Consider the following 21,582-nt stretch of genomic DNA (forward strand, 5'->3'; position numbering starts at 1 on the left):
GGTTAGTATTGATTGGATCCAATAACCAGAGGCACAAAAATGGGCAAGGGCATCAAAATGGTTAGTGCAGTTGATACATATGATCAACCGCATACCCTTGAAACACTGCAGCATAAGCACGACAACCATCAAACCATCCCGGCACTGCTGTGCGATGGTGGTAGTTGCAAGGTTCCGGTGCGTTTTGTTCCGAGGGGCCTGCGTAACAATCCTGGTAAAGAGCCATCGGACATCGCCGCTTATATTGGCTTGACTGCTGGAGCTGAGTCGGACCACAAAGGGGGCTGCAAGTACGATGCGCTTGGACAACTGAGAACCATTATTGCCGCCCAATCGGATCCGGACTTCATTGGTGCTATAGATGAGGGTCAAGTCGAGCTGCGCCTACTGCTTCTGCACAACAGCCTGGGTGGAAAATCAATAGCGGCCGCCGATAATGCGCTGTTGTCCACCGGCAGCGCGGCACCTCGTCGCCCTTCGGGGTATCAGGCTACCGGCAACAAACTCGACAGTTATTTGCGCACCACCTCTGACATCCTCAAGCTTCGCGCCCGGTGTGAAGCCGATGACGTTTTGAAGAACAACCTGATTCTGCGTTTCGGCGACAAAAGAATTCGATGGTCGGAGTTTTTCTTCGAGCATGATCGCTATGAGGATGCCTGGAAAATGGCAAACCGCCGCGGAGCTCAATGCCACCCTTTCGCAATCGCTGGAACGGTCAATCAGCTCAGATCCCCGAAAGAAGGCTCCAAACACGTCATTCACTTTCTGAATTTGCGTTCCGAGTACAACCGCGCTGACTCTGAAAACACCGTCAACTCCTTCGACATCAGTGTCGGTGACCGTGACGCCACCTGGCTGAAAAAATTTCCGAAAGACACCGAGATCATCATATTTGGCGTATGGAGCGTCAACGCGCCGCGTGAAAGTCCGCCCAACCAAGGCAGTGCCGCTCAAAGAGTGACAACTTTTGTTAATCACGGGCTGACGCTCTATCCCAAGTTCCACAGGCAGCTTTTGAAAGTAGACTAAGCTCAGCAAGCCCAATAACCCGAGCCCTCAGGAGCCGCGCGATGCCCGCAACCGTTCTGGTACTGGTTGAAACCATCAATGACTACCTGCCGATTCTCGAACGACAGGGCTTTCACCTGATCCTCGCGCCGACTCCCGCCGAGCGTGCCCAGGCTATCGCCACTCACGGCGCGCGGATCGATGCGGTGCTGACCCGTGGTCCGCTGGGTTTGTACGCCGAAGAAATCGCCGCGCTGCCGGCCTTGAAAATCATCACGGTGATTGGCGCCGGTTACGAGCAGGTCGACCTGCAAGCTGCCAGCGACCGAGGGATCACCGTGACCAACGGCGCCGGGGTCAACGCATCTTCGGTGGCCGATCACGCGATGGCCATGTTGCTGGCGCTGGTCCGCGACATTCCGCGTTGCGATGCGGCCGTTCGCCGTGGCGAGTGGCCAAAAATCATGCGCCCGTCGCTGGCCGGCAAGCATTTGGGGATTCTCGGGCTCGGCGCGGTAGGCATGGCCATCGCCAAACGCGCCAACCTGGGGTTTGACATGCAGATCAGCTACCACAGCCGCAGATTGGCCAGCGATGTGCCTTACACATTCTGCTCGACCCCGACCGAGCTGGCGCGCACCGCCGACTTTCTGATCATTGCCACACCAGGCGGACTGGGAACCAAACATCTGGTCAACCGCGCCGTGCTCGACGCGCTCGGTCCGGAAGGTTTCATCGTCAACATCGCCCGCGCCAGCGTGATTGCCACGGCAGATTTGATCGCGGCACTGGAACATCGAAAAATCGCCGGCGCCGCACTCGATGTATTCGACCACGAGCCGCAGGTACCGGATTCACTGAAAGCCCTGAGCAACGTACTTTTAACGCCGCATGTGGCCGGCCTGTCACCCGAAGCCACCCAAGGCACGGTGGAACTGGTGGGCAAAAATCTGGTGGCGTTCTTCAGCGGGGAAGCGGTGCTGACTCCATTGGAACTACCGCCGAAGCTTGGCGAAGAACGCGTGCACTAGCCTCATTGGTAGCGTCAGCAGACGCTGCCGTCCGCGCTGGTCCCAGCCTATTCGAAACGCTGATTATCCGGCAACACGCTAACCTATAAGACCGCAGCGCGCTTGTGGCCGCCCCGGCGCGCCATTAGATTAGCCAATGATGTCTGGCCTCCAAAATAAGCAGAAGGGATAAGCATGGCGCTTACTGACCAGTCCACCCGTATCCGCTCCGGCGAAGAACTCGATGCCAGCCTGATTGATCCGTACCTCAAGGCGCACATTCCGGGCCTCAGCGGTACGCCGCAGATCAGCCAGTTTCCCGGCGGCGCGTCGAACCTGACGTACCTGCTGGAATACCCGGAACAGGAGTTCGTCCTGCGCCGTCCACCGTTCGGCCACAAAGCCAAATCAGCCCACGACATGGGCCGCGAATTCCGCATCCTCAATCAACTGCGCGACGGCTTTCCTTACTGCCCGAAAGCCTACGTGCACTGCACCGATGAATCGGTGATCGGCACCGAGTTCTACGTGATGGAACGCGTCAACGGCATCATCCTGCGCTCGGAACTGCCGGCGGAACTGGGCTTTGATTCAGCCAGGACCGAAGCCCTGTGCAAGAGCTTCATCGACAAGTTCGTCGAACTGCACCGCGTCGATTACAACGCCTGCGGCCTCGGTGATCTGGGCAAGCCCGAAGGCTACGTCGCCCGCCAGATCAAAGGCTGGAGCGAGCGTTATGAAAAAGCCCTGACCCCGGATGCGCCGCAGTGGCAAGCGGTCAAAGCCTGGCTCAACGACAAGATGCCAGCCGACCACCCGACGTCTAGCATCGTGCACAACGACTACCGCTTCGACAACGTGATCCTCGACCCGCACAACCCGATGCAGATCATCGGCGTGCTCGACTGGGAACTGACCACCCTTGGCGATCCGCTGATGGATCTGGGCAACACCCTCGCCTACTGGATTCAAGCCGACGACCCGGCACCGGTGCAACTGATGCGCCGCCAGCCGAGCCACGCCCCGGGCATGCTCACCCGCCGCGAGTTCGTCGATTACTATGCCGAGCGCGCCGGGATCCAGATCGACAATTTCGACTTCTACTACACCTACGGCCTGTTCCGCCTGGCCGGGATCGTGCAGCAGATCTACTACCGCTTCTACCACGGCCAGACCCAGGACAAACGCTTCGCGCAGTTCATTCACATGAACAAACTGCTGGAGCAGATGAGCCTGCAGGTCATCCAGAAATCCACGCTCTGATCGCACGCCTCATAACAAGACTCTTTCAAGGGGATAGCATGTCCAAGACTCAGTTGTTCGACCTCGACGGCAAGATTGCATTCGTCTCCGGCGCCAGCCGTGGCATCGGTGAAGCCATCGCCAAACTGCTGGCCCAGCAAGGCGCACACGTGATCGTGTCGAGCCGCAAACTCGACGGCTGCCAGCACGTGGCCGACGCGATCATCGCGGCTGGCGGCAAAGCTACCGCCGTCGCCTGCCACATTGGTGAGATGGAGCAGATCAGCCAGGTATTCGCCGAGATCAAGGAACAGTTCGGCCGTCTGGACATTCTGGTCAACAACGCCGCAACCAATCCGCAATTCTGCAACGTGCTCGACACCGATCTGAGCGCCTTTCAGAAAACCGTCGACGTGAACATCCGTGGCTACTTCTTCATGTCGGTCGAAGCCGGCAAGCTGATGCGCGAAAACGGTGGCGGCAGCATCATCAACGTCGCGTCGATCAACGGTATTTCGCCGGGGATCTTCCAGGGCATCTACTCGGTGACCAAGGCTGCGGTGATCAACATGACCAAAGTCTTCGCAAAGGAATGCGCGCAATTCGGCATCCGCTGCAACGCTTTGCTGCCGGGTTTGACCGACACCAAGTTCGCTTCGGCGCTGGTGAAAAACGACGCAATCCTCAAGCAAGCGCTGGCGCAGATCCCGCTCAAGCGCGTGGCTGATCCGAGTGAAATGGCCGGCGCAGTGTTGTTCCTGGCGAGTGATGCTTCGAGCTACACCACCGGCGTTTCGCTGAATGTGGACGGCGGCTTCCTGTCCTGATTGCGTCCCCTGTAGGAGCTATCGAGTGCAACGAGGCTGCGATCTTTTGACTTTGAATTTATAGAAACAAGATCAACAGATCGCAGCCTCGTTGCACTCGTCAGCTCCTACAGGAGGTTTACAGGTTCATGATCTTCGGCAACTGCCAGCCGAAATGCACCGACAACAGTCGCAACGACAAGCATGCAGCCCCCGCCAGCAGCGCCGCAGCCACCGGCGATATGCCCAGCCGCCGCCCGATGATCAACACCGCCGCCCCGACAAACGCCGAGCTCGCATACAAATCCGCCTGCAACACCACCGGCACCCGTGCCAGCACAATGTCGCGCATCACCCCGCCACCGACCCCGGTGATCGTACCCATCAGCATCGCCACAAACGGCGAGATGCCATAGTTCAACGCCTTCTGCGCCCCGGCCACGGCAAACAGCGCCAGCCCGGCGGCATCGAGCACGATCAACGTCGATCCAGACCAGCTCAGCACCTGTTCATGAAACACAAACGCCAGACCGCCCATGGCGAACGCCAGCGCAGGGTAACGCCAATCCGCCACAGCATTGGCCGGCGTAGCACCAATCAGCAGATCACGCGTAACCCCGCCGCCCAGCGCCACGATGAACGCAATCACCATGACCCCGAGCAGATCAAGCTGACTGCGCATCGCCGCAATCGCGCCCTCGACAGCAAACACCGCCGTACCGGCCAGATCGGCCACCAGCACAACCCGCTCAACCCGGGACTTACGCCCCGCCGGCGCTATTGCGTGACGCAACGGGTGGTCGTGATCTGTCGAGTGACTTGGCCGTCGGCATACGCATCACCGACCACTTCAGTGTTCTCGAGGACTTCGCAAGTACGTTCAGGCGGTGGAGGCGGCGCGGCAGGCGGCGGAGGTGGAGGACTGGCGCAGCCACCGAGCAGCCCCAGCAACAAAATCGACGACAACGCAGAACACACGCGTTTCCCAGCATTATTCATAGGACGACCCGCGAAGAATGGAAGAAAACTCCCGTGGCCGGGCAGGACAATGCACGGCGATGGAAACCGAACCACTCATTCCTTATAGACCAGAGTCCGGCAAGTGCCAGTGGAATGGTGGGACTGGAGGGAATTGGCTGTCGATTTTGGGGTGTGATGGTGAAGCGGATCGTGTGGTCGGAAAATATGCGAATGACTTTAGAACTGGCCCTCACCCTAGCCCTCCCGAAACGTCGGACCGCCCAGAGATAGAGGGGACTGACCGAGGTGCCCAAGCGAGGTACATCGACCTGACCAAGCGAGGTGAACTCAAACTCAGAAAAGCACGCAACCCCGCCTCAGATTGTGCCCCACCACCACTCAACAGGATGAGCGTTAGCTCGGCTGCAGCTCTTGATCTTGATCTCAAGCGCCCATCGGCAGGCTGAGTGGAGGGATTGATCCGGGGGTGGGAGCGAAGCGACGTTTGGCGAAGCCAAACACATCGAGAGGAGGTGCAGCGAAGCAAACCGGAGGCGATGCCCCCGGAACAATCCCGGAGCGAAGGAACCCCGAGCCCAAGCGAGGGGCCGAACGTCAGGGTAAAGCCTTTTTGGGTACTTTTTCGGCGTCTGGAAAAAGTGCCTCGCCGTCAGGGCGAAACCATAAGCAGCCTTCACCCAACAACGGATATGTAATCAGACAGGATCCCCAGCCGACAGCAAGGAATTGCTCTCCAACTCATACCGCAACTCCCCAACCAACCCCTCCACAGCCTCCCCAGACCGCAAAGCATCCAGACTCAACCCACTCACCACCAGGTCAACCCGCCCCGACGCCGGGTGATACAACTTCACCGTCAGCGAATTCTCCCCATCCACCACACACTCACACGCCAACGGCGAAAAACTGCGCTCCAGCTGCACGCGCAACTGCGCCAGATTGATCATCCCGATACTCCCGCGTGACGACGCACCAGAAATGACTCAATGAAAGACAACAGACACATGGGTCGATCCTTAAACCGCTTCGAAGAGGATGCGACCAGAATCCGCAGACCCGTATCGCACCTGAACAGACTAAGAACCTGCGCCTGATGCCAAAACCCGAATTTGCACCCCTTCGACTAGTGCATTTGCACCTTATCGCTGGCCTTTGCTTCCCCACACGCCAGAGAACAGTCCACGCTCCCGCGCCCAGACAATCGCTTCGCTGCGGCTGTGCACATCAAGCTTGGAGTACACCGTCGCCACATGATTACGCACAGTATTCGGTGCGAGTTTCAGGCGCGCCGCGATTTCCTTGTCCGCCAGCCCTTCGCAGATCAGCCCGAGCACGTCACGCTCACGCGCCGTCAGCTCCGTGAACGATACGCTCGGCAATTGCGGAGAATTGACCTTTTTCACATTGGCCAGTTTTTCAATCAGCGTGCGGCTGAACCAGGACGCGTCTTTCATCACCTCCTCAATCGCCGCCACCAATTCCAGCTCGGTGCGTTTGCGCTCGGTGATGTCCATCAGCGCCAGCAAATAGCACGGCGTGTCCTGGATGACCATCGTCTCGGCCGAGACCGCGCACTCGAGCAGATCCGCGTCTTTCTTGCGCACGCGCAAATCCACGCGATCAACCCGGCCGGATTTGACCAGCGCCGCAAACAGACGCGTGCGCGCCGCGACATCATCGACAAACTCCAGCTCGGAAACGGTCTTGCCCAGCACCTCATCGCCGCTGTAAGCCAGGGTATCGAGGAACGCCTGATTGACGTCGATCACCCGCTGCTCGTCAGTGCTGCAGATGAGAATCGGCACCGGCGTCAGACGAAAGGCCTTGGCGAAGCGTTCTTCACTTTGCCGTAACGCCACTTCGACCTTGCGTCGCGGTTCCATATCAACGAAGGAAAACAACATGCAGTCTTCATCGTTGAGCACCAGCGTCTGACCGGCGACGACTACCTGCTTGCTGCCTCCGTCGGCCGTGCGCAGCTCAGCCTGCATCTGCGGAATGGTCGCCACATCGCGCAGGCGCTGGATCGCCAGCTCTTTGCGCTCGGCCTTTTCGAGGATGTCCAGCTCATAGGTCGAGGCGCCGATCACCTGATCGCGGCTGTAGCCGGTCATCTCCAGAAACCCCGGATTGACCTTGATGTAGCGCAAGTCGCTGAGACGGCAGATGACCGCCGGGGCCGGGTTGGCGTTGAAGGTCTTTTCGAAGCGCTGCTCGGCGTTGGCCCAATCGGTGACATCGCTCATGATCAGCACCAGCGATTCCGGATCGCCGTTGCGATCAGTCAACACCAGACTGCGCACGGTATGCACCCAGGTGCGTTCTTCATCATGCGCCGGAGTGACTTCGACCAGCACGTCGCTGAAGGTTTCACCGGCCGCCACGCGGCTGAGCGGGTATTGATCGGCGGTCAATGGGTGATTGTTGCGATAGCGCAGGTTGAAGCGTTCAGCGTATTCCTTGGCATTGTGCCCCAGCTCACCGACGCGACTGATGCCGTGCATGGTCAACGCCGCTTCGTTGGCCCAGAGAATGCTCTGATCGAGTTCCAGCAAAATCACCCCGTCGGACAGACTCGCAATGATCTGCTGCAACTGGCGGCGATTGGTTTCGGTGGTCAGTACGTCCTGGATCATTGGCTCTCCACAAGTGATGCGAGCATGTGAAGGTTACGACCGCCGCCGTTCAGGATCGTGCAATTACACAGAGCCCACTGTAGGAGCTGCCGCAGGCTGCGATCTTTTGATCTTGATTTTAAGAATCCAAATCAAAAGATCGTCCGATCGCGGCCCGAGCCTGCCGCAGCTCCTACAAGGGTGCGTGGTCAGTTAGTTCGCGCAGCGTATCGAGAAACAGCCGCAGCACCGGTGAGGCGTCGTCGGCGCGGTAAGTGGCGTACAGCGGGACTTCCGGCAGCGCCGGAGTCAGGCGGCGGAACACCAGCCCTGCCGGGGCGAGTTGCTCGATCGAAGCCGGCAACAGCGCCACGCCAAACCCGGCCCTGACCAGGCTGAGCAAGGTCTGCACCTCGATCACTTGCTGGCGAATCTGCGGCGTGAACCCGGACTTGATGCAGCACTGAAACAGAAAATCGGCAAACCGCGACTGCTTCAATTCCAGCGCCACGAACGGTTCCTGCGCCAGATCGGCGGGCGCCAGATGTTCGCGACTGGCCAGCGGGTGATCCGCCGGCATCACCACGCGAATCGGCTCGTAGATCAGCAGTTCATTGCGCAACTGCGGATCATCATAGCCAACGCGGAACACACAGGCGTCAATGCGCTTTTCCTTCAACGCCTTGACCTGCGCCGCCGGGGTCATTTCATGCAGACGCCAATTGACCTGCGGATAGCGCTCGCGAAACAGATGCAGGGCTTTGGGCAGCACGCCGACCATCACCGAACTGATCATGCCGATTTCAAGTTCACCAAGCTGCCCGCGCCCGGTCTGCCGGGTCAGGTCCAGCGCGCGTTCGAGCTGTTCGAACACCAGCGGTGCCTGCTCCTTGAGCATCTGCCCCGCCGCTGTCAGCTCGACCCGATGATGGCTGCGCTCGAACAGCGGCGTACCAAGTTCTTCCTCCAGCAAACGAATCTGCTGACTCAGCGGCGGCTGGCAGATGTGCAGCCGTTCGGCAGCACGACCGAAGTGCAACTCATCGGCCAGCGCCATGAAGTAACGCAGCAAGCGCAGGTCCATGGCGGCTCACCCGAGGTTCAGCGGCGTCGAGCGCTGCCGCACGCCGGTCAGGCTGAACAGCGCGTTGGCAATGGCTGGCACCACCGACGGACTGCCCAGCTCGCCGACACCGCCGGGTTTGTCCGGTTGGCCGTCGAGCACCAGGATGTCCACCGCCGGCATGTCCGACATGCGCGTGACGCGGTAATCGTGGAAGTTGCTCTGCTGCACCCTGCCCTGTTTGATGTCGAGCCGATCAAACAACGCATGGCCGAGGCCCCACATCAGGCCGCCGTAGATCTGTTCTTCGACGCCACCGGGCGAAACTGCCAAGCCGCAATCGACTACACAAGTGAGCTTGTCGACTTTCGCTTGGCCATCGACTTTCACAACCCGGGCGACCACCGCGATAAAACTGGTGTAACCCTGATTGGTCGCGATCCCCAGCGCGGTATCTGGCGGCAATGGCTGGCCCCAACCGGCACGTTCGGCAGCCTGTTTGAGCACCGCGACATGCCGTGGACGCTCCTGCATATTCGCCAGCCGAAATGCCAACGGATCTGCGCCGGCCGCATGCGCCAGTTCATCCATGAAACTCTCGACGGCGAACACGTTGGGAATGAAACTCACCGAGCGATACCAGCCGCTGGGCACGTTACTTTCATGCTTGACCCAGTTCAGATCCAGGTGCGGCGGACGATAGGCGAAGTCCCACGCGGTGATCGCCTCGGTGGTGCTGTAATCCATGTGATCCGGGCGCTCGAAATAGCCCGGTTCCCACTGCTCCGGCGAGGCTGGGGACACTGCGTGCAATTGCAGTGCGCTGAGTTTTCCGGACGCATCCAGTGCGCCTTTGATCCGATGCAGAGTCGCCGGGTGATAGAACAGCGCGTGCATTTCGTCTTCACGACTGTTGAGCAATTTCACCGGCACACCAGTTTTCTGCGCCAGATAGGCGACTTCGAACAGCCAGTATTTGGCTTCCCGTGCGCCGAAACTGCCGCCGGACACCAGTTCATGAATGGTGACTTGGTCTTTGCCGAATCCACAGATCACCTGAGCCGCTTCCAGCGCCGAGGACGGCACCTGCACGCCGCCCCAGTAGGTGATGGCTTTGTCCTTGATCTGCGCAGTGATGCAGATCGGTTCCAGCGGGTTTTGCACTTTGTAGGGCATGGTGTAATCGGCTTCGAGCAGCTTGGTTGCGCCCGGCCATTGCGCGGCGACATCGCCGTGGGCCATGGCTTTGATAGTCTGCGTTTTCGCGTCGCCAATCGACAAAGCCTGGGCCTTGTGCAACTCCACACTGTCAAACCGGGCCAGCGCGGAATCGCTCCATTTGATTTCCAGCAGTTTGCGTCCCTCTTGCGCGGCCCAGTACGTATCGGCAACAACCGCCACGCCCTCAAGGTTGCCGCCGAGCACGTCGGGCCGGCCCGGGATTGCGATGACTTTGCGCACGCCGGGCACTTGCAGTGCCTGCGCTGAATTCACCGCGAGCACTTTCGCCCCGACCACTGGCGCGCGTTGAATAACAGCCACCATCATCCCCGGTAATTGCACATCGATGCTGTACTGGAAACGCCCACAGACCTTGGCCGCCGCATCACGTTTATGCCGCAGCTTGCCGATGTATTTGAATTGCGCAGGATCTTTCAGCGTTACGTTGGCCGGAGCCGGCAGATGCGCCGCCACACCCACCAGTTCGCCATAGCCGAGGCTGCGTTTGCTCGCGGTGTGCAGCACGCGACCTTCTTCGGTTGCGCAGCTGTCAGCGCTGACCTTCCACTGCTTCGCCGCCGCCGTAATCAACAGTGCCCGCGCCGTCGCCCCGGCCATGCGCAAGCGGTCGTACTCCAGAGAAACGCTGGTGCTACCGCCGGTGGAGAAGACTTTCCATACCGGATGAATGTAGGTTTCGAAAAACGGATCTTCCGGAGTGATCACCTGCACGGTCATCGGATTGACGTCCAGCTCCTCGGCCACACACGCGGCCAACGCCGTGTGCGTGCCGGTGCCGGAGTCGTGCTTGTGCACCACCAGTTTTACCGTGCCGTCGGGCAGCACGCGCACCCAGGCATTCGGCTCGAATTGCGTGGCTGGCGCCGGGGCTTTCGGGTCAGTCGCGGCCGCGCCGGACGGCAGGTACAGCGCAATCGCCAGCCCTGAAGCGACGGTCACCGCTTGCTTGAGAAATTCCCGGCGCGGCAGCTCGAATTGCGTGTCATCCAGGCGGCTCATCACGCCTCCTTAGGCGCATTCGCCGCGCGTTTGATGGCTTTATTGATGCGCCCGTAAGTGCCGCAGCGGCAGATATTGCCGGACATGGCGTTGCGGATCGAATCGTCATTCACCACCGCCCCAGTGTTTAGTAGCGCAGCGGCAGACATGATCTGCCCGGATTGACAGTAGCCGCATTGCGGCACATCTTCGGCGACCCAGGCCAGTTGCAGCGGATGGGTTTCGTCGGGCGACAAGCCCTCGATGGTGGTGATGTTGTGGCCAGCGACGGCGGCCACCGGCAACTGGCAAGAACGCACCGCGACGCCGTTCAGGTGCACGGTGCAGGCACCGCACAGGCCCATGCCGCAACCGAACTTGGTGCCAGTGAGCTTCAACTGATCACGCAACACCCATAACAAGGGCATGGAGGGGGACGCCTCGACCAGCTCGCGTCGTTCGCCGTTTACCGTGAATGTAATCATTGTCAGGCTCCAAAAGAGCGGCCCGTCTTTGTGCAGGCCTGGTCACCGATTATTGGGAGCCACGGCAAATCGCGGCCAGCGACGATTTCTGCCAACCGGTGTAAGCAGGACTAACAACATGTACAAGCGATACCCGTCGGTGCAGTCCATGAGCGCGTTTATCCACGCGGCGCGCAGCGGCAGCTTCTCCAGCGCCGCGCGCAAACTCGACCTCACACACAGCGCCATCAGCCAGCAGATTCGTGCACTCGAAGACTTTATCGGCCAGCCGCTGTTCGTGCGCGAGGGCGGCGGCAGCAACCTGACCGATACCGGGCAGCTGTTTGCCAGCGTGCTGTCGGATGGCCTGGCGCAGATTGATCGCGCCTTGTCTTCGGTGAAAAACCGTAGCGTGGCTCAGCGTCTGACGCTGGATGTGGACAGTGAACTGGCGCAGAGCTGGCTCAATCCGCGCCTGCCGCAGTTACTGGATGGCTTGCCGGATTACGAGGTGACGCTGCTGTCGATGCCGCGCAGTGATCGCAGCACCTTCGAGCGGGTGGATCTTGCGTTGCGCTATGGCTATGGCGATTGGGATGACTGCGAGATGACGCAGATCTGTGGGGATCGGGTGCTGGCAGTGGCGTCGCGTGAGTTGCTGGCGCGGCATGAATTACAGGTGCCGCTGAGTCCGGCGCAGATTTTGGAACTGCCGCTTTTGGGGTATACGCGCAGGTCGTGGATTCCGTGGCTGGATGCCGCCGGCATGCCGCCGAACGAGCCTCCGGCACGGGTGATTTTTGATAATGCGGCCAACCTGATTGCCGCCGCCGAGGCCGGTGTCGGCGCAGGGCTGGTGCGCGGATTATTGGCAGCAGATGCGTTGCGCAGTGGGCGGTTGGTGGCGCTGAACGAGGCGCAGATTGTGGCGCATTACAATCTGTATGCGGTCTGGCCGCATGGGCAGGCTGAACGCGTGGCGCCTGTGGTTGATGCCGTGCGGCAGTTGGTTTTGCGTACGCTTGAAGATCCTGCCCTCCCCCAATCATGACCGCGCGCTTTACACCGGAGTCGCCGAAGACTGTTGATGAGGTTTACCGCTGAAGCCTTTCGGACTCAGCTGCTCCGTTTAGATCCATCCGGCTTCATTTCGCGAAAAAACGTTCGCCGATATTCAGAAGGCGACGTGCCGAGCTGAGCGACGAATTGTTGCCTCAAGGATAAGGGCGTTCCGAAACCTGCCTCTCCGGCAACGCATTCAATGGGTAGATCAGTCGTTTCAAGCAGTTCTTGTGCTCTGACGACTCGCTCGGCATTCAGCCATTTAGAGACGGTACTGCCCGTCGCCTCCTTAAAGCGTCGAGTAAACGTGCGCCTGCTCATTTTTGCCATGTCTGCCAGGACATCGAGAGACAGATCACTGGACAGGTGCGTACGCGCCCACGCCAGTACATCAGACAAATGAGTCTCGCTGGATAGCTGCGGCACAGGGCGCTCAACGTATTGAGCCTGACCTCCCTGCCTGTGCGGCGGCGTTACCAGCATCTTTGCGGTGCGATTCGCCACATCGGCACCGAACCGCTGGCGTATCAAGTGCAGGCAACAATCGATTGCCGCCACGGTTCCCGCAGAAGTCACGATATTGCCATCACTGACATAGAGCACCTCGGGCCTGAAATGAACCTCAGGGAAGCGTCGGGAAAATTCGTCTCTGACGGCCCAGTGGGTGGTCGCTTCCTTGCCATCAAGCAGCCCGGCATCTCCGAGCACGAATGCTCCCAGACATAAGCCGACGATGAGCTTTCCCTGGGCATTAGCGAGCTGCAAGGCTTTCACAAGCTGCGCAGATGCAACGACCGACTGATCGCCCCACGCAGGGATGACAATTACATCAGATGCCTCCATCAGTTCCAGGCCATGAGCTACCTCCAGGCCGATGCCTTGGTCGCTACTCACCGTACCCGGCGACTCAGCGCAGTAGCTGACCTCGTATTGCGGTTCACCGGGCGCGGATTGAGCCGTACCCAGAACCACGCCCGGGACAGAAAGATGGAACAGACTTACGCCGTCGAAAGCCAGAACAGCCACACGTATGGATTGCATCAGGCAGCCTCAGAGGGATAAATCGCCCCTCTCAAATGTACGGACACGTTAGTCGATTGGCCCGATTATATCGAAATATGTCATTCAGGCCACTGTCGGGCTCTAAAGCATTCGGCAAGAATGGTGTTCTCGATGTATCAACAGGATTAATCACATGAACTTCAGAACACTCCCTCTTGCGCTCAGCATTGCTTGCGCTGTGACCACCGCACCGGCATTTGCGGGATCAAACGCCCCCGAGTCGCCGGACGCATCGCATAAAGTCGACTTGCAGCAAATTCGTAACGCCACGGTGAAAATCACCTACGGCGGCACGACATTCCTGATCGACCCAATGCTCGCCAAAAAGGGAGCCTATCCAGGATTTGAAAATACTTACCGAAGCAACCTGCGCAATCCGTTGGTTGATCTGACAGAGTCGCCGGCTGAAGTGATCTCCGGTATCGACGCAGTCATCGTCACGCATACGCATCTTGACCACTGGGATGATGCCGCACAAAAAGCGCTGCCCAAAGACATCCCTCTGTTCACTCAGCATGAAGAAGATGCGCAGCTGATTCGCTCCCAGGGTTTCAAGGATGTCCGCGTACTGACTGATGAAGCTGAATTCGGCGGCGTCAAAATCAGCAAGACCGGTGGTCAGCATGGCACCGACGAAATGTATGCCGTACCCGCTCTGGCGAAACCTCTGGGCGAAGCAATGGGCGTCGTTTTTCAAGCGCCAGGCTACAAGACGCTCTACCTCGCCGGCGACACTATCTGGCGTAAAGAGGTCGATCAGGCCATCGAGAAATATCACCCCGAGGTCATCGTGCTCAATGCCGGGAAAGCAAAAATGACCGGCTACGAGGGTGCAATCATCATGGGTGAGGAGGACGTTCTGCGCGCTTCACAGGTCGCGAAAAACGCAAAAATCGTCGCCGTGCACATGGACGCAGTCAACCATATGTCCCTGACCCGCAAGCAATTGCGCACCTACGTCAAACAGCAGGGTATCGAGAGTCGCGTAGACATCCCGGAAGACGGCGCTTCATTGGAGTTTTGATTCAAGCATCAAGAGCCGCTGGTGAAGGCGGCTCGCGATATCCCTGAAGTATCACCACCCCTCCCAATTAATATTGTACGAACCCAACCCCTCCTCCCAATACTCGCCCCCAAGCAACCACCCACCCGGGCCGGATGCGACCAGGCGAGGGAATGTGCAATCCAGTTGCGCATAGAAATGGCCGATGACCCGGGACGTGGAAGCTGTCAGCCGCAAGGCTGCCTTCCCCGCTATCAGGAGATCGACTGCAATGATCATCGATATCAGCTGCTATCCCACCGATCTGGTGGACCTCGCCTGGAGGCATGACGGTGACCCGTTCACCGGCGAGCGTCTGCTGGAGATGATGGATGGCCCGTACATGGTCAACGGCAAACCTCGCCGCATCGACAAAGCCTTCATCCAGCCCCCGCAAGGCAACACCATTTACACCTGGACCGACGGCGATCTGACCGGTCGCGAGTCCATCGACGCCTACATGGCCTACACCCTGAAAATGGTCCAGACCTACCCGGACCGTTTCATCGGCTGTTTCGTCTACAACCCGCGCTGCGGCGTGGAAAACGGCGTCGAGGCGATCGAGCGCTACGTCACCGAACACGGTTTCAAGATGGTGCAGATGCAGGCCAACATGCATGCCTATCGGCCTGACCGCGCACTCGACTGGGTGCGTCCGTGCTTCGAGAAATGCGCCGAGCTGGGCATCCCGGTCAAGCTGCACACCGGCGACGGGCCGTACAGCATCCCGTCGGAATGGGTGCCGATGATCAAGGAATTCCCCAACGTCGATTTCATCATGGCGCACTTCGGCGTGCAGACCGGCGGCGTCTACGTGTTCGAACCGATGCAATGGGCGATGGAGTTGCCCAACGTCTATTGCGAATCCGGCTGGTGCCTGCAATCGCGGATTGTCGAGTTCGCCAAGGTTCTGCCGACGCACAAGATCCTGTTCGGCACCGACACTCCGCCGAACGAACCGGGCATGTGGCTGCGTCTGCTGGAGGTGCTGTGCCATGAGCCGCCGCAGGGCCTGAACCTCGACGAGAACACGCTCGAGGATTACCTGGGCAACAACACCGCGCGGATGATCGGCCTTGAGCCAACCCCGCCACCGCGTTCCGTTTCCGAAGCAGAGGCGCAGCTCAAGCGCCCCGTCACCACTCAATTGGCCAGGAGCTGAACCGATGATCATCGACACCCATCTGCACCCCACCAATCTGGTCGACGAGGCCTGGCGCCACACCGGCGAACCGTTCACTGGCGAGCGCATGCTCAAGCTGATGGACGGCCCGTACATGATCAACGGCAAACCGCGCCGGATCGACATGGGCTTCATCCAGCCGCCACCGGGCAACACCGGTTATCGCGACGGCAACCGCCGCGGCCGTGAAGGCGTGCGCGACTACATGTCGTACATCGCCGAACTGTGCATGAAGTACCCGGACCGCTTCATCGGCAACTTCAACTTCAACCCGCGCTGGGGACCGGAAAACGGCGCGGCGGAGCTGGAATTCCACATCAAGGAATACGGCTTCAAAATGCTCAAGCTGCACGCGAACATGCACGGCTATCGCCCGGATCGGGCGCTGGACTGGCTGCGTCCGGCGATGAAAGTCTGCGCCAAGTACAACATCGTGGTGCTGATCCATACCGGCGATGGCCCGTACACCATTCCGACCATGTTCTACCCGATCATCCGCGAGTTCCCGATGGTCAATTTCATCATCGGCCACTTCGGTATCCAGACCGGCGGCAACTACTCGTTCGAAGCGTTCTGGATGGCCATGGACACGCCGAACGTGTACTGCGAATCCGGTTGGTGCTTCCAGTCGCGGATCGTCGAATTCGCCAAGGAACTGCCGCGCAACAAGATCGTGTTCGGCACCGACTCGCCGCCGAACGAACCGGGCATGTGGCTGCGTGAGCTTGAAGTGTTGTGCTCGCCGGCACCGCAGGGCTTGGGGATTGATGAAGATCATCTCGAAGATTACCTGGGCAACAACATCGCCAGGTTGTGCGGGATCGAACCGACCCCACCGCCCAAAGACCTGATCGAAGCAGACATACGTCTGACCACGACTTACCTCTAACTGAAAGAGATGTTGCACCTCTGTGGCGAGGGAGCTTGCTCCCGCTGGGTGGCGAAGCCGCCCCAAAAAACAGGCCTGCTGCGCAGTCCAGCGGGAGCAAGCTCCCTCGCCACAGGGGACCCGCGCAAAGAGCACACAGCGACTTTACAGGCGCGAAGATGACCCGGCGTTCGCTCGACCGGCAGGCCAACGGCTTGTCGATTGAAAGCCCTTTCAGCCCTGCGCGCCTGCTTTTTTTGAGGTGAAACCATGACCGTTTCGACGCTTGGCGATACCCAGGATTTCCACGTTTTCATCGACGCTTATCGCCGCGAATATCCGGACGATGTGCTGACCATCACCCAACCGCTTTCCGCCGATCAGGACGTCACCGCGCTGGTCGACGCCCTCGCCGCTCAGGGCCGCGATCCGCTTCTAATCTGCGAGCAAGTCGGCAACCTCGGCGTGCCGGTGGCGACCAATCTGTTCGCCTCCCGTACCCGCATCGCCCGGTTGTTCGGCGTGCCTGCGGCGCAGTTGCACGAAACCTTCCAGGCCCGCGCCAACCATCCAATTGCGCCGCGCTATGTGGAAACCGGCCCGGTGCTGGATGAAGTGTTCGAAGGCGAAGCACTCGACCTGGCGCTGCTGCCGATGCTCAAGCATTTCGACAGTGATCGCGGACCGTACATCACCAACGCGATCATCATCGCTGAGGATCCGCAGACCGGCATTGCCAACATGAGCTATCACCGCTCGATGCGCCATGCCCGCCAAGCCCTCGCCACCAGCCTGCACTCGCGCGGACACTTGTGGCGGATGTTGCAGACTGCCCGCGAACGCGGCGAAGAGCTGCGCGTGTCGATGGTGGTCGGCGCGCATCCAGTCTTCATGCTCGCAGCGGCGGCGCGTTTGCCGTTCGGCAGTGATGAACGCGCGGTGGCCGGTGGCTTGTTCGGCGCCCCGCTGGAACTGGTCAAGACCCCGCGTTACGGCATCGGCGTACCCGCGTATGCAGAGTTCGTCCTTGAGGGCGCAATCGATCCTGCGGCCTATGCAGAAGAAGGCCCGTTCGGCGAATTCAGCGGCTATTCCTCGGATCGCTCGACCAACAACGTGCTGCGCGTCGATACCCTGTTGCGACGCAAAGACGCGTGGCTGGTGGACGTGGTCGGCGGGCGATACGCCGAGCACCTGACCCTCGCGCGACTGCCGCGTGAAGCGGAAATGAGCGAAAAGCTCAAGGCGCGTTTCCCCGCCGTCACCGCCGTGCATTACCCGAATTCCGGCACGCATTTTCATTGCTACGTTGCACTGGATCAAAGCCGTGACGGCGAAGCGCGACAGATCATGCTGGCGCTGCTCGGCTGGGATCCGTATCTGAAAAGCGTGATCGCAGTGGACAGCGATATCGATATCACTGACGACAGCCAGGTGCTGTGGGCACTGGCCACGCACTTCCAGCCGCACCTGGACATTTTCGTAATCGACGGCTTGCCCGGCAGCCCGCTAGACCCGTCATCCTCGGTCAACGGCACCACGTCGCGCATGGGCCTGGATGCCACGCGCGGCTCTGGGTTTGACGGGATCAAGGCGCAGCTTGATCAGGCAGTGCTCGAACGTGCGCGCAATCTGCTCAAGGAGTATCCAGCGTGAACCGCCAGCGCATGGTCGTCGGCATTAGCGGCGCGTCGGGGTTCATCTACGGCGTGCGTCTGCTGGAATTGCTGGCCGAGCTGAATATAGAGAGCCACCTGATCATCAGCCGCGCTGCATTGCTGACCATGGCCCACGAAACCGATTACAAACTCGCCGACGTCACGGCGCTGGCCAGCCATTACCACCGCGCCGATGACGTCGCCGCCGGGATTGCCAGCGGTTCGTTCCGCTGCCTCGGGATGGTCGTCGCGCCCTGTTCCATGCGCACCTTGGCGGAAATCGCCACCGGCACTTCATCCGGGCTGATCGGCCGCGCTGCCGACGTCACGCTCAAGGAGCGCCGCACGCTGGTGCTGATGGCCCGTGAAACGCCGTTGACCCTCGCCCACTTGCGCAACATGACCGCAGTCACCGAGATGGGCGGGATCATCGCGCCGCCGGTGCCGGCGTTCTACGCACGTCCCGATAACCTCGCACAAATGGTCGACCACAGCCTCGGGCGCGTGCTCGACCTGTTCGGCCTTGATGCCGGCACCGCGCTGCGCTGGCGAGAACCTCAAGCAGATCCACCGGCTGACATAAATCCCCTCGCCACAAAGGTCAATCAAAGGAGCCTCACATGAACACACCCTTCAACGCCCCGACCCCGAACACCAAAATCCCCGTGACTATCCTCACCGGGTTTCTCGGTGCCGGCAAAACCACCCTGCTCAACTACATCCTCAAGGAAAACCACGGGCGCAAGATTGCCGTGATCGAAAACGAGTTTGGCGAGGTCGGCATCGACGGCGATCTGGTACTCAGCTCGGAAACCGAAGAAATCTACGAAATGGTCAACGGCTGCGTGTGCTGCACCGCCGAAGTTCGCGAGGATCTGGTGCGCATTGTCCGCGAGCTGGTGGCGCGTCCGGTGCGGCTCGATCACATCCTGATCGAGACCAGCGGCCTCGCCGATCCGTACCCGGTGGCGCAGAGCTTTTTCATTAACGATCCGATCGCCGATGAAGTCGAACTCGACGCCATCGTGACCATGGTCGATGCCAAACACATCGCCCGGCATCTGGAAGATCTGCAACTCGACGGTGTCGACAATCAGGCCGTGGATCAGATCGTCTGCGCCGACCGCATCGTCATCAACAAGGTCGATCTGGTCAGCGCTGAGGAAGTCGAAGCGCTGCGCGGCAAGATTCGTGGATTGAATGCCACTGCAGATCTGGTGACCTCGACCCACGCGCAAATCGATCTGTCGAAAATCCTCGGCATCGGCGCCTTCGAATCCACCCAGAAGCTGATGGAAATCGGCGCCGAACACGACCATCACGCCGATGAACATCACCACGAACATGACGAACCGGACCATACCCATGACCCGAGCGTGACCTCGGTCGGCATCGCCGTGGATCGCGCAGTCGATCTGATGGCGTTCCATCGCTGGATCAGCGAATTGCGCAGCGCTCAGGCCGACAACTTGTATCGCATGAAAGGCGTGCTGGCGGTGGCCAACGAAGACCAGCGCTACGTGCTGCAAGGCGTGCACAGCCTGGTCGAGTTCCGCGCCTCGACCTTGTGGGGCACGGAGCCGCGCTCGAGCAAGATCGTCTTCATCGGCCGCGACCTGGATCGTGCGGCGCTGAATCAAGGCTTCGCCGCCTGCCTGGCAGGCTGAAACGGCATCGGAGCCGGTGGATGGCGGTTCCGGGCACGAATGACTGATGCCAGAACAGAAGGAACAACACAAAACCTGTGGGAGCTGGCTTGCCAGCGATAGCGGACTGTCAGTTGATCAAGATGGTGACTGCAAAATCGCCATCGCTGGCAAGCCAGCTCCCACAGGGTTCCATTGTGCTCTTGAGCTAAGCGGCATCAGACGAATACCCCTCTGTACCGAATAACAACAGCTAGAGGTGTTTCCCCATGTCGTCAGCCACAACCCCATCAAGTACCGCCTCAACCGTGCACCCGGTCGACCGCGTTTTGCCGGTGCGACAGATGCTCACCCTCGGCCTGCAACACATGGCCGTGTCGTACATCGGCGCCATCGCGGTGCCGTTGATTGTCGCCAGCGCCTTGAAGATGTCCCATGCCGACACCGTGGTGTTGATCAGCACCACGCTGTTCTGCTCCGGAATCGCCACCCTGCTGCAAACCGTCGGCTTCTGGAAATTCGGCGTGCGCCTGCCGATTCTGCAAGGCGTGGCGTTCAGCAGCGTCGGCCCGGTAATCGCCATCGGCAGCAACCCGGAAGTCGGCTTTGCCGGAGTCTGCGGAGCGGTGATTGGCGCCGGGATTTTTACCATGTTGATCGCACCGTTCGTGGGTCGATTGCGGCGGTTTTTTCCGCCAGTGGTGACCGGTTGCATCGTCACCGTGATCGGTTTGCAGCTGTTCCCGATTGCCTACGAGTGGGTCGGCGGCGGGCGCAATGCGAGCAACTTCGGTGCTCCGGCATTTCTCGGCGTGGCGGTGGTGGTGCTGCTGACCATCCTGCTGGTCAACCGCTTTGGCAGCCCGATGCTGCGCAACATGGCGGTGCTGGTGGGGATGCTGGTCGGCGCGGGGCTGGCTTATGGCTTGGGCATGGGCAGTTTTCACAGCGTCGAAGATGCGCCGTGGCTGACCGTGCCCTACCCGTTCTACTTCGGTCTGCCGACCTTCAGCCTGATCCCGATTGCGACCATGGTGGTGGTGATGATCGTGCAGATGGTCGAGTCGATGGGGCTGTTCGTCGCCATTGGCGACATCGTTGAGAAACCCGTCGAAGACAAACAAGTGATCAACGGTCTGCGCGCCAACGGTCTGGCCAGCACCATCGCCGGCATGTTCGCCGCATTCCCGTTTATTGCGTTCATGGAGAACGTCGGCCTGGTGATCCTGACCGGCGTGCGCAGCCGCTGGGTGGTGGCGGTCAGCGGTTTGTTGATGTGCTCGATTGCGCTGGTGCCGAAGGCCGGGGCGATCATCGCCTCGATGCCCACCGCGGCGCTGGGCGGTGCCGGCATTGCCATGTTCGGCGTAGTCGCGGCGGCGGGGATTCAGACCCTGGCCAAGGTCGATTACGAGCGTAATCGCTACAACGTACTGATCGTCGGTTTCACCCTCGCCGCCGCCCTGGTGCCGGTGCTCGCGCCGGCCCTGTTCAAACAATTGCCCGAGTGGTCGCAGCCGTTCCTGCACAGCAGCGTAGTGATCGCCTGCCTGGTGTCGGTGCTGCTCAACGCCGCACTGAACGGCGTCAACGTGCCAGAGAGCACGCCCAGCAAATCCGCTTCGCACATCCTCTGACTGGAGCTGCCC

The 21,582-nt window shown here is 60.0% G+C and carries 19 protein-coding genes; 12 read left to right on the forward strand and 7 right to left on the reverse strand.

Features of this window, described 5'->3' with window-relative positions:
- Positions 1–39 precede the first annotated feature (39 nt).
- The 4 genes from ACOI8A_RS02140 (at position 40) to ACOI8A_RS02155 (ending at position 4,090) form a co-directional block, all read left to right on the forward strand.
- A complete protein-coding gene (locus tag ACOI8A_RS02140) occupies positions 40–1,032 on the forward strand; it encodes a hypothetical protein (protein WP_420649610.1) in 993 nt (330 codons plus the stop codon).
- A gap of 41 nt (positions 1,033–1,073) precedes the next feature.
- Positions 1,074–2,042, forward strand: a complete 969-nt coding sequence (locus ACOI8A_RS02145; RefSeq protein ID WP_420651257.1) for a 2-hydroxyacid dehydrogenase — start codon at positions 1,074–1,076, stop codon at positions 2,040–2,042.
- Between the two features lie 174 nt (positions 2,043–2,216).
- Complete coding sequence (locus tag ACOI8A_RS02150) at positions 2,217–3,284, forward strand: phosphotransferase family protein (RefSeq protein WP_420649608.1); 1,068 nt, start codon at positions 2,217–2,219, stop codon at positions 3,282–3,284.
- A gap of 38 nt (positions 3,285–3,322) precedes the next feature.
- The gene (locus ACOI8A_RS02155; protein ID WP_420649607.1) at positions 3,323–4,090 is read left to right on the forward strand and encodes an SDR family oxidoreductase; all 768 of its coding nucleotides are present in this window, start codon (positions 3,323–3,325) and stop codon (positions 4,088–4,090) included.
- 118 nt (positions 4,091–4,208) lie between these two features.
- Here the strand turns inward: ACOI8A_RS02155 and ACOI8A_RS02160 are convergent, their stop codons facing one another.
- The 6 genes from ACOI8A_RS02160 to ACOI8A_RS02185 form a co-directional block, all read right to left on the reverse strand.
- Positions 4,209–4,862 (reverse strand): trimeric intracellular cation channel family protein, encoded by a 654-nt coding sequence (locus ACOI8A_RS02160; protein ID WP_420649606.1) that lies wholly within the window; start codon positions 4,860–4,862, stop codon positions 4,209–4,211.
- Positions 4,863–5,745: 883 nt separating this feature from the next.
- Positions 5,746–5,997: a DUF1652 domain-containing protein gene (locus ACOI8A_RS02165; protein ID WP_420649605.1), complete on the reverse strand. Its 252-nt coding sequence runs from the start codon at positions 5,995–5,997 to the stop codon at positions 5,746–5,748.
- Positions 5,998–6,189: 192 nt separating this feature from the next.
- Complete coding sequence (locus ACOI8A_RS02170) at positions 6,190–7,686, reverse strand: helix-turn-helix transcriptional regulator (RefSeq protein WP_420649604.1); 1,497 nt, start codon at positions 7,684–7,686, stop codon at positions 6,190–6,192.
- A gap of 172 nt (positions 7,687–7,858) precedes the next feature.
- Positions 7,859–8,749 carry a LysR substrate-binding domain-containing protein gene (locus ACOI8A_RS02175; RefSeq protein ID WP_420649603.1) on the reverse strand — a complete coding sequence of 297 codons (891 nt, stop codon included), beginning with the start codon at positions 8,747–8,749 and terminating at the stop codon, positions 7,859–7,861.
- A gap of 6 nt (positions 8,750–8,755) precedes the next feature.
- A complete protein-coding gene (locus tag ACOI8A_RS02180) occupies positions 8,756–10,969 on the reverse strand; it encodes a molybdopterin cofactor-binding domain-containing protein (protein WP_420649602.1) in 2,214 nt (737 codons plus the stop codon).
- Positions 10,969–11,433 carry a (2Fe-2S)-binding protein gene (locus tag ACOI8A_RS02185; RefSeq protein ID WP_420649601.1) on the reverse strand — a complete coding sequence of 155 codons (465 nt, stop codon included), beginning with the start codon at positions 11,431–11,433 and terminating at the stop codon, positions 10,969–10,971. The genes ACOI8A_RS02180 and ACOI8A_RS02185 overlap by 1 nt, the downstream gene beginning before the upstream one ends.
- A 118-nt stretch (positions 11,434–11,551) precedes the next feature.
- On the opposite strand from ACOI8A_RS02185, the gene ACOI8A_RS02190 reads away from it, so the two are divergent.
- Positions 11,552–12,463 (forward strand): LysR substrate-binding domain-containing protein, encoded by a 912-nt coding sequence (locus ACOI8A_RS02190; RefSeq protein ID WP_420649600.1) that lies wholly within the window; start codon positions 11,552–11,554, stop codon positions 12,461–12,463.
- 65 nt (positions 12,464–12,528) lie between these two features.
- Here the strand turns inward: ACOI8A_RS02190 and ACOI8A_RS02195 are convergent, their stop codons facing one another.
- A complete protein-coding gene (locus ACOI8A_RS02195) occupies positions 12,529–13,515 on the reverse strand; it encodes a GlxA family transcriptional regulator (protein ID WP_420651258.1) in 987 nt (328 codons plus the stop codon).
- A gap of 154 nt (positions 13,516–13,669) precedes the next feature.
- Here ACOI8A_RS02195 and ACOI8A_RS02200 point away from each other — a divergent pair, with 154 nt between their 5' ends.
- The 7 genes from ACOI8A_RS02200 (at position 13,670) to ACOI8A_RS02230 (ending at position 21,570) form a co-directional block, all read left to right on the forward strand.
- Positions 13,670–14,560, forward strand: a complete 891-nt coding sequence (locus tag ACOI8A_RS02200; protein WP_420649598.1) for an MBL fold metallo-hydrolase — start codon at positions 13,670–13,672, stop codon at positions 14,558–14,560.
- 250 nt (positions 14,561–14,810) lie between these two features.
- On the forward strand, positions 14,811–15,740 hold the full coding sequence (locus ACOI8A_RS02205) for an amidohydrolase family protein (RefSeq protein ID WP_420649597.1): 930 nt from the start codon (positions 14,811–14,813) through the stop codon (positions 15,738–15,740).
- 4 nt (positions 15,741–15,744) lie between these two features.
- On the forward strand, positions 15,745–16,650 hold the full coding sequence (locus ACOI8A_RS02210; RefSeq protein ID WP_134418495.1) for an amidohydrolase family protein: 906 nt from the start codon (positions 15,745–15,747) through the stop codon (positions 16,648–16,650).
- 249 nt (positions 16,651–16,899) lie between these two features.
- Positions 16,900–18,285 carry a UbiD family decarboxylase gene (locus ACOI8A_RS02215; protein WP_420649596.1) on the forward strand — a complete coding sequence of 462 codons (1,386 nt, stop codon included), beginning with the start codon at positions 16,900–16,902 and terminating at the stop codon, positions 18,283–18,285.
- Positions 18,286–18,296: 11 nt separating this feature from the next.
- Complete coding sequence (locus ACOI8A_RS02220) at positions 18,297–18,911, forward strand: UbiX family flavin prenyltransferase (RefSeq protein WP_420649769.1); 615 nt, start codon at positions 18,297–18,299, stop codon at positions 18,909–18,911.
- Positions 18,908–19,954 (forward strand): CobW family GTP-binding protein, encoded by a 1,047-nt coding sequence (locus ACOI8A_RS02225; protein WP_420649595.1) that lies wholly within the window; start codon positions 18,908–18,910, stop codon positions 19,952–19,954. Before ACOI8A_RS02220 ends, ACOI8A_RS02225 begins: the two co-directional genes overlap by 4 nt.
- 248 nt (positions 19,955–20,202) lie before the next feature.
- Positions 20,203–21,570: a nucleobase:cation symporter-2 family protein gene (locus ACOI8A_RS02230; RefSeq protein WP_420651259.1), complete on the forward strand. Its 1,368-nt coding sequence runs from the start codon at positions 20,203–20,205 to the stop codon at positions 21,568–21,570.
- Positions 21,571–21,582 lie beyond the last annotated feature (12 nt).

The organism is Pseudomonas sp. P4795, assembly GCF_048822895.1.
In the GTDB taxonomy this organism is placed as follows: Bacteria; Pseudomonadota; Gammaproteobacteria; order Pseudomonadales; family Pseudomonadaceae; genus Aquipseudomonas.

Excerpts from the sequence above, each read along its gene's own strand:
- ACOI8A_RS02225 (WP_420649595.1), top strand. The coding sequence starts at position 18,908 with ATGAACACACCCTTCAACGCCCCGACCCCGAACACCAAAATCCCCGTG.
- ACOI8A_RS02215 (WP_420649596.1), top strand. The coding sequence starts at position 16,900 with ATGACCGTTTCGACGCTTGGCGATACCCAGGATTTCCACGTTTTCATC.
- ACOI8A_RS02165 (WP_420649605.1), bottom strand. The coding sequence starts at position 5,997 with ATGATCAATCTGGCGCAGTTGCGCGTGCAGCTGGAGCGCAGTTTTTCG.
- ACOI8A_RS02180 (WP_420649602.1), bottom strand. The coding sequence starts at position 10,969 with ATGAGCCGCCTGGATGACACGCAATTCGAGCTGCCGCGCCGGGAATTT.
- ACOI8A_RS02150 (WP_420649608.1), top strand. The coding sequence starts at position 2,217 with ATGGCGCTTACTGACCAGTCCACCCGTATCCGCTCCGGCGAAGAACTC.
- ACOI8A_RS02195 (WP_420651258.1), bottom strand. The coding sequence starts at position 13,515 with ATGCAATCCATACGTGTGGCTGTTCTGGCTTTCGACGGCGTAAGTCTG.
- ACOI8A_RS02210 (WP_134418495.1), top strand. The coding sequence starts at position 15,745 with ATGATCATCGACACCCATCTGCACCCCACCAATCTGGTCGACGAGGCC.
- ACOI8A_RS02200 (WP_420649598.1), top strand. The coding sequence starts at position 13,670 with ATGAACTTCAGAACACTCCCTCTTGCGCTCAGCATTGCTTGCGCTGTG.
- ACOI8A_RS02170 (WP_420649604.1), bottom strand. The coding sequence starts at position 7,686 with ATGATCCAGGACGTACTGACCACCGAAACCAATCGCCGCCAGTTGCAG.
- ACOI8A_RS02140 (WP_420649610.1), top strand. The coding sequence starts at position 40 with ATGGGCAAGGGCATCAAAATGGTTAGTGCAGTTGATACATATGATCAA.
- ACOI8A_RS02145 (WP_420651257.1), top strand. The coding sequence starts at position 1,074 with ATGCCCGCAACCGTTCTGGTACTGGTTGAAACCATCAATGACTACCTG.
- ACOI8A_RS02230 (WP_420651259.1), top strand. The coding sequence starts at position 20,203 with ATGTCGTCAGCCACAACCCCATCAAGTACCGCCTCAACCGTGCACCCG.
- ACOI8A_RS02190 (WP_420649600.1), top strand. The coding sequence starts at position 11,552 with ATGTACAAGCGATACCCGTCGGTGCAGTCCATGAGCGCGTTTATCCAC.
- ACOI8A_RS02220 (WP_420649769.1), top strand. The coding sequence starts at position 18,297 with ATGGTCGTCGGCATTAGCGGCGCGTCGGGGTTCATCTACGGCGTGCGT.
- ACOI8A_RS02185 (WP_420649601.1), bottom strand. The coding sequence starts at position 11,433 with ATGATTACATTCACGGTAAACGGCGAACGACGCGAGCTGGTCGAGGCG.
- ACOI8A_RS02155 (WP_420649607.1), top strand. The coding sequence starts at position 3,323 with ATGTCCAAGACTCAGTTGTTCGACCTCGACGGCAAGATTGCATTCGTC.
- ACOI8A_RS02205 (WP_420649597.1), top strand. The coding sequence starts at position 14,811 with ATGATCATCGATATCAGCTGCTATCCCACCGATCTGGTGGACCTCGCC.
- ACOI8A_RS02175 (WP_420649603.1), bottom strand. The coding sequence starts at position 8,749 with ATGGACCTGCGCTTGCTGCGTTACTTCATGGCGCTGGCCGATGAGTTG.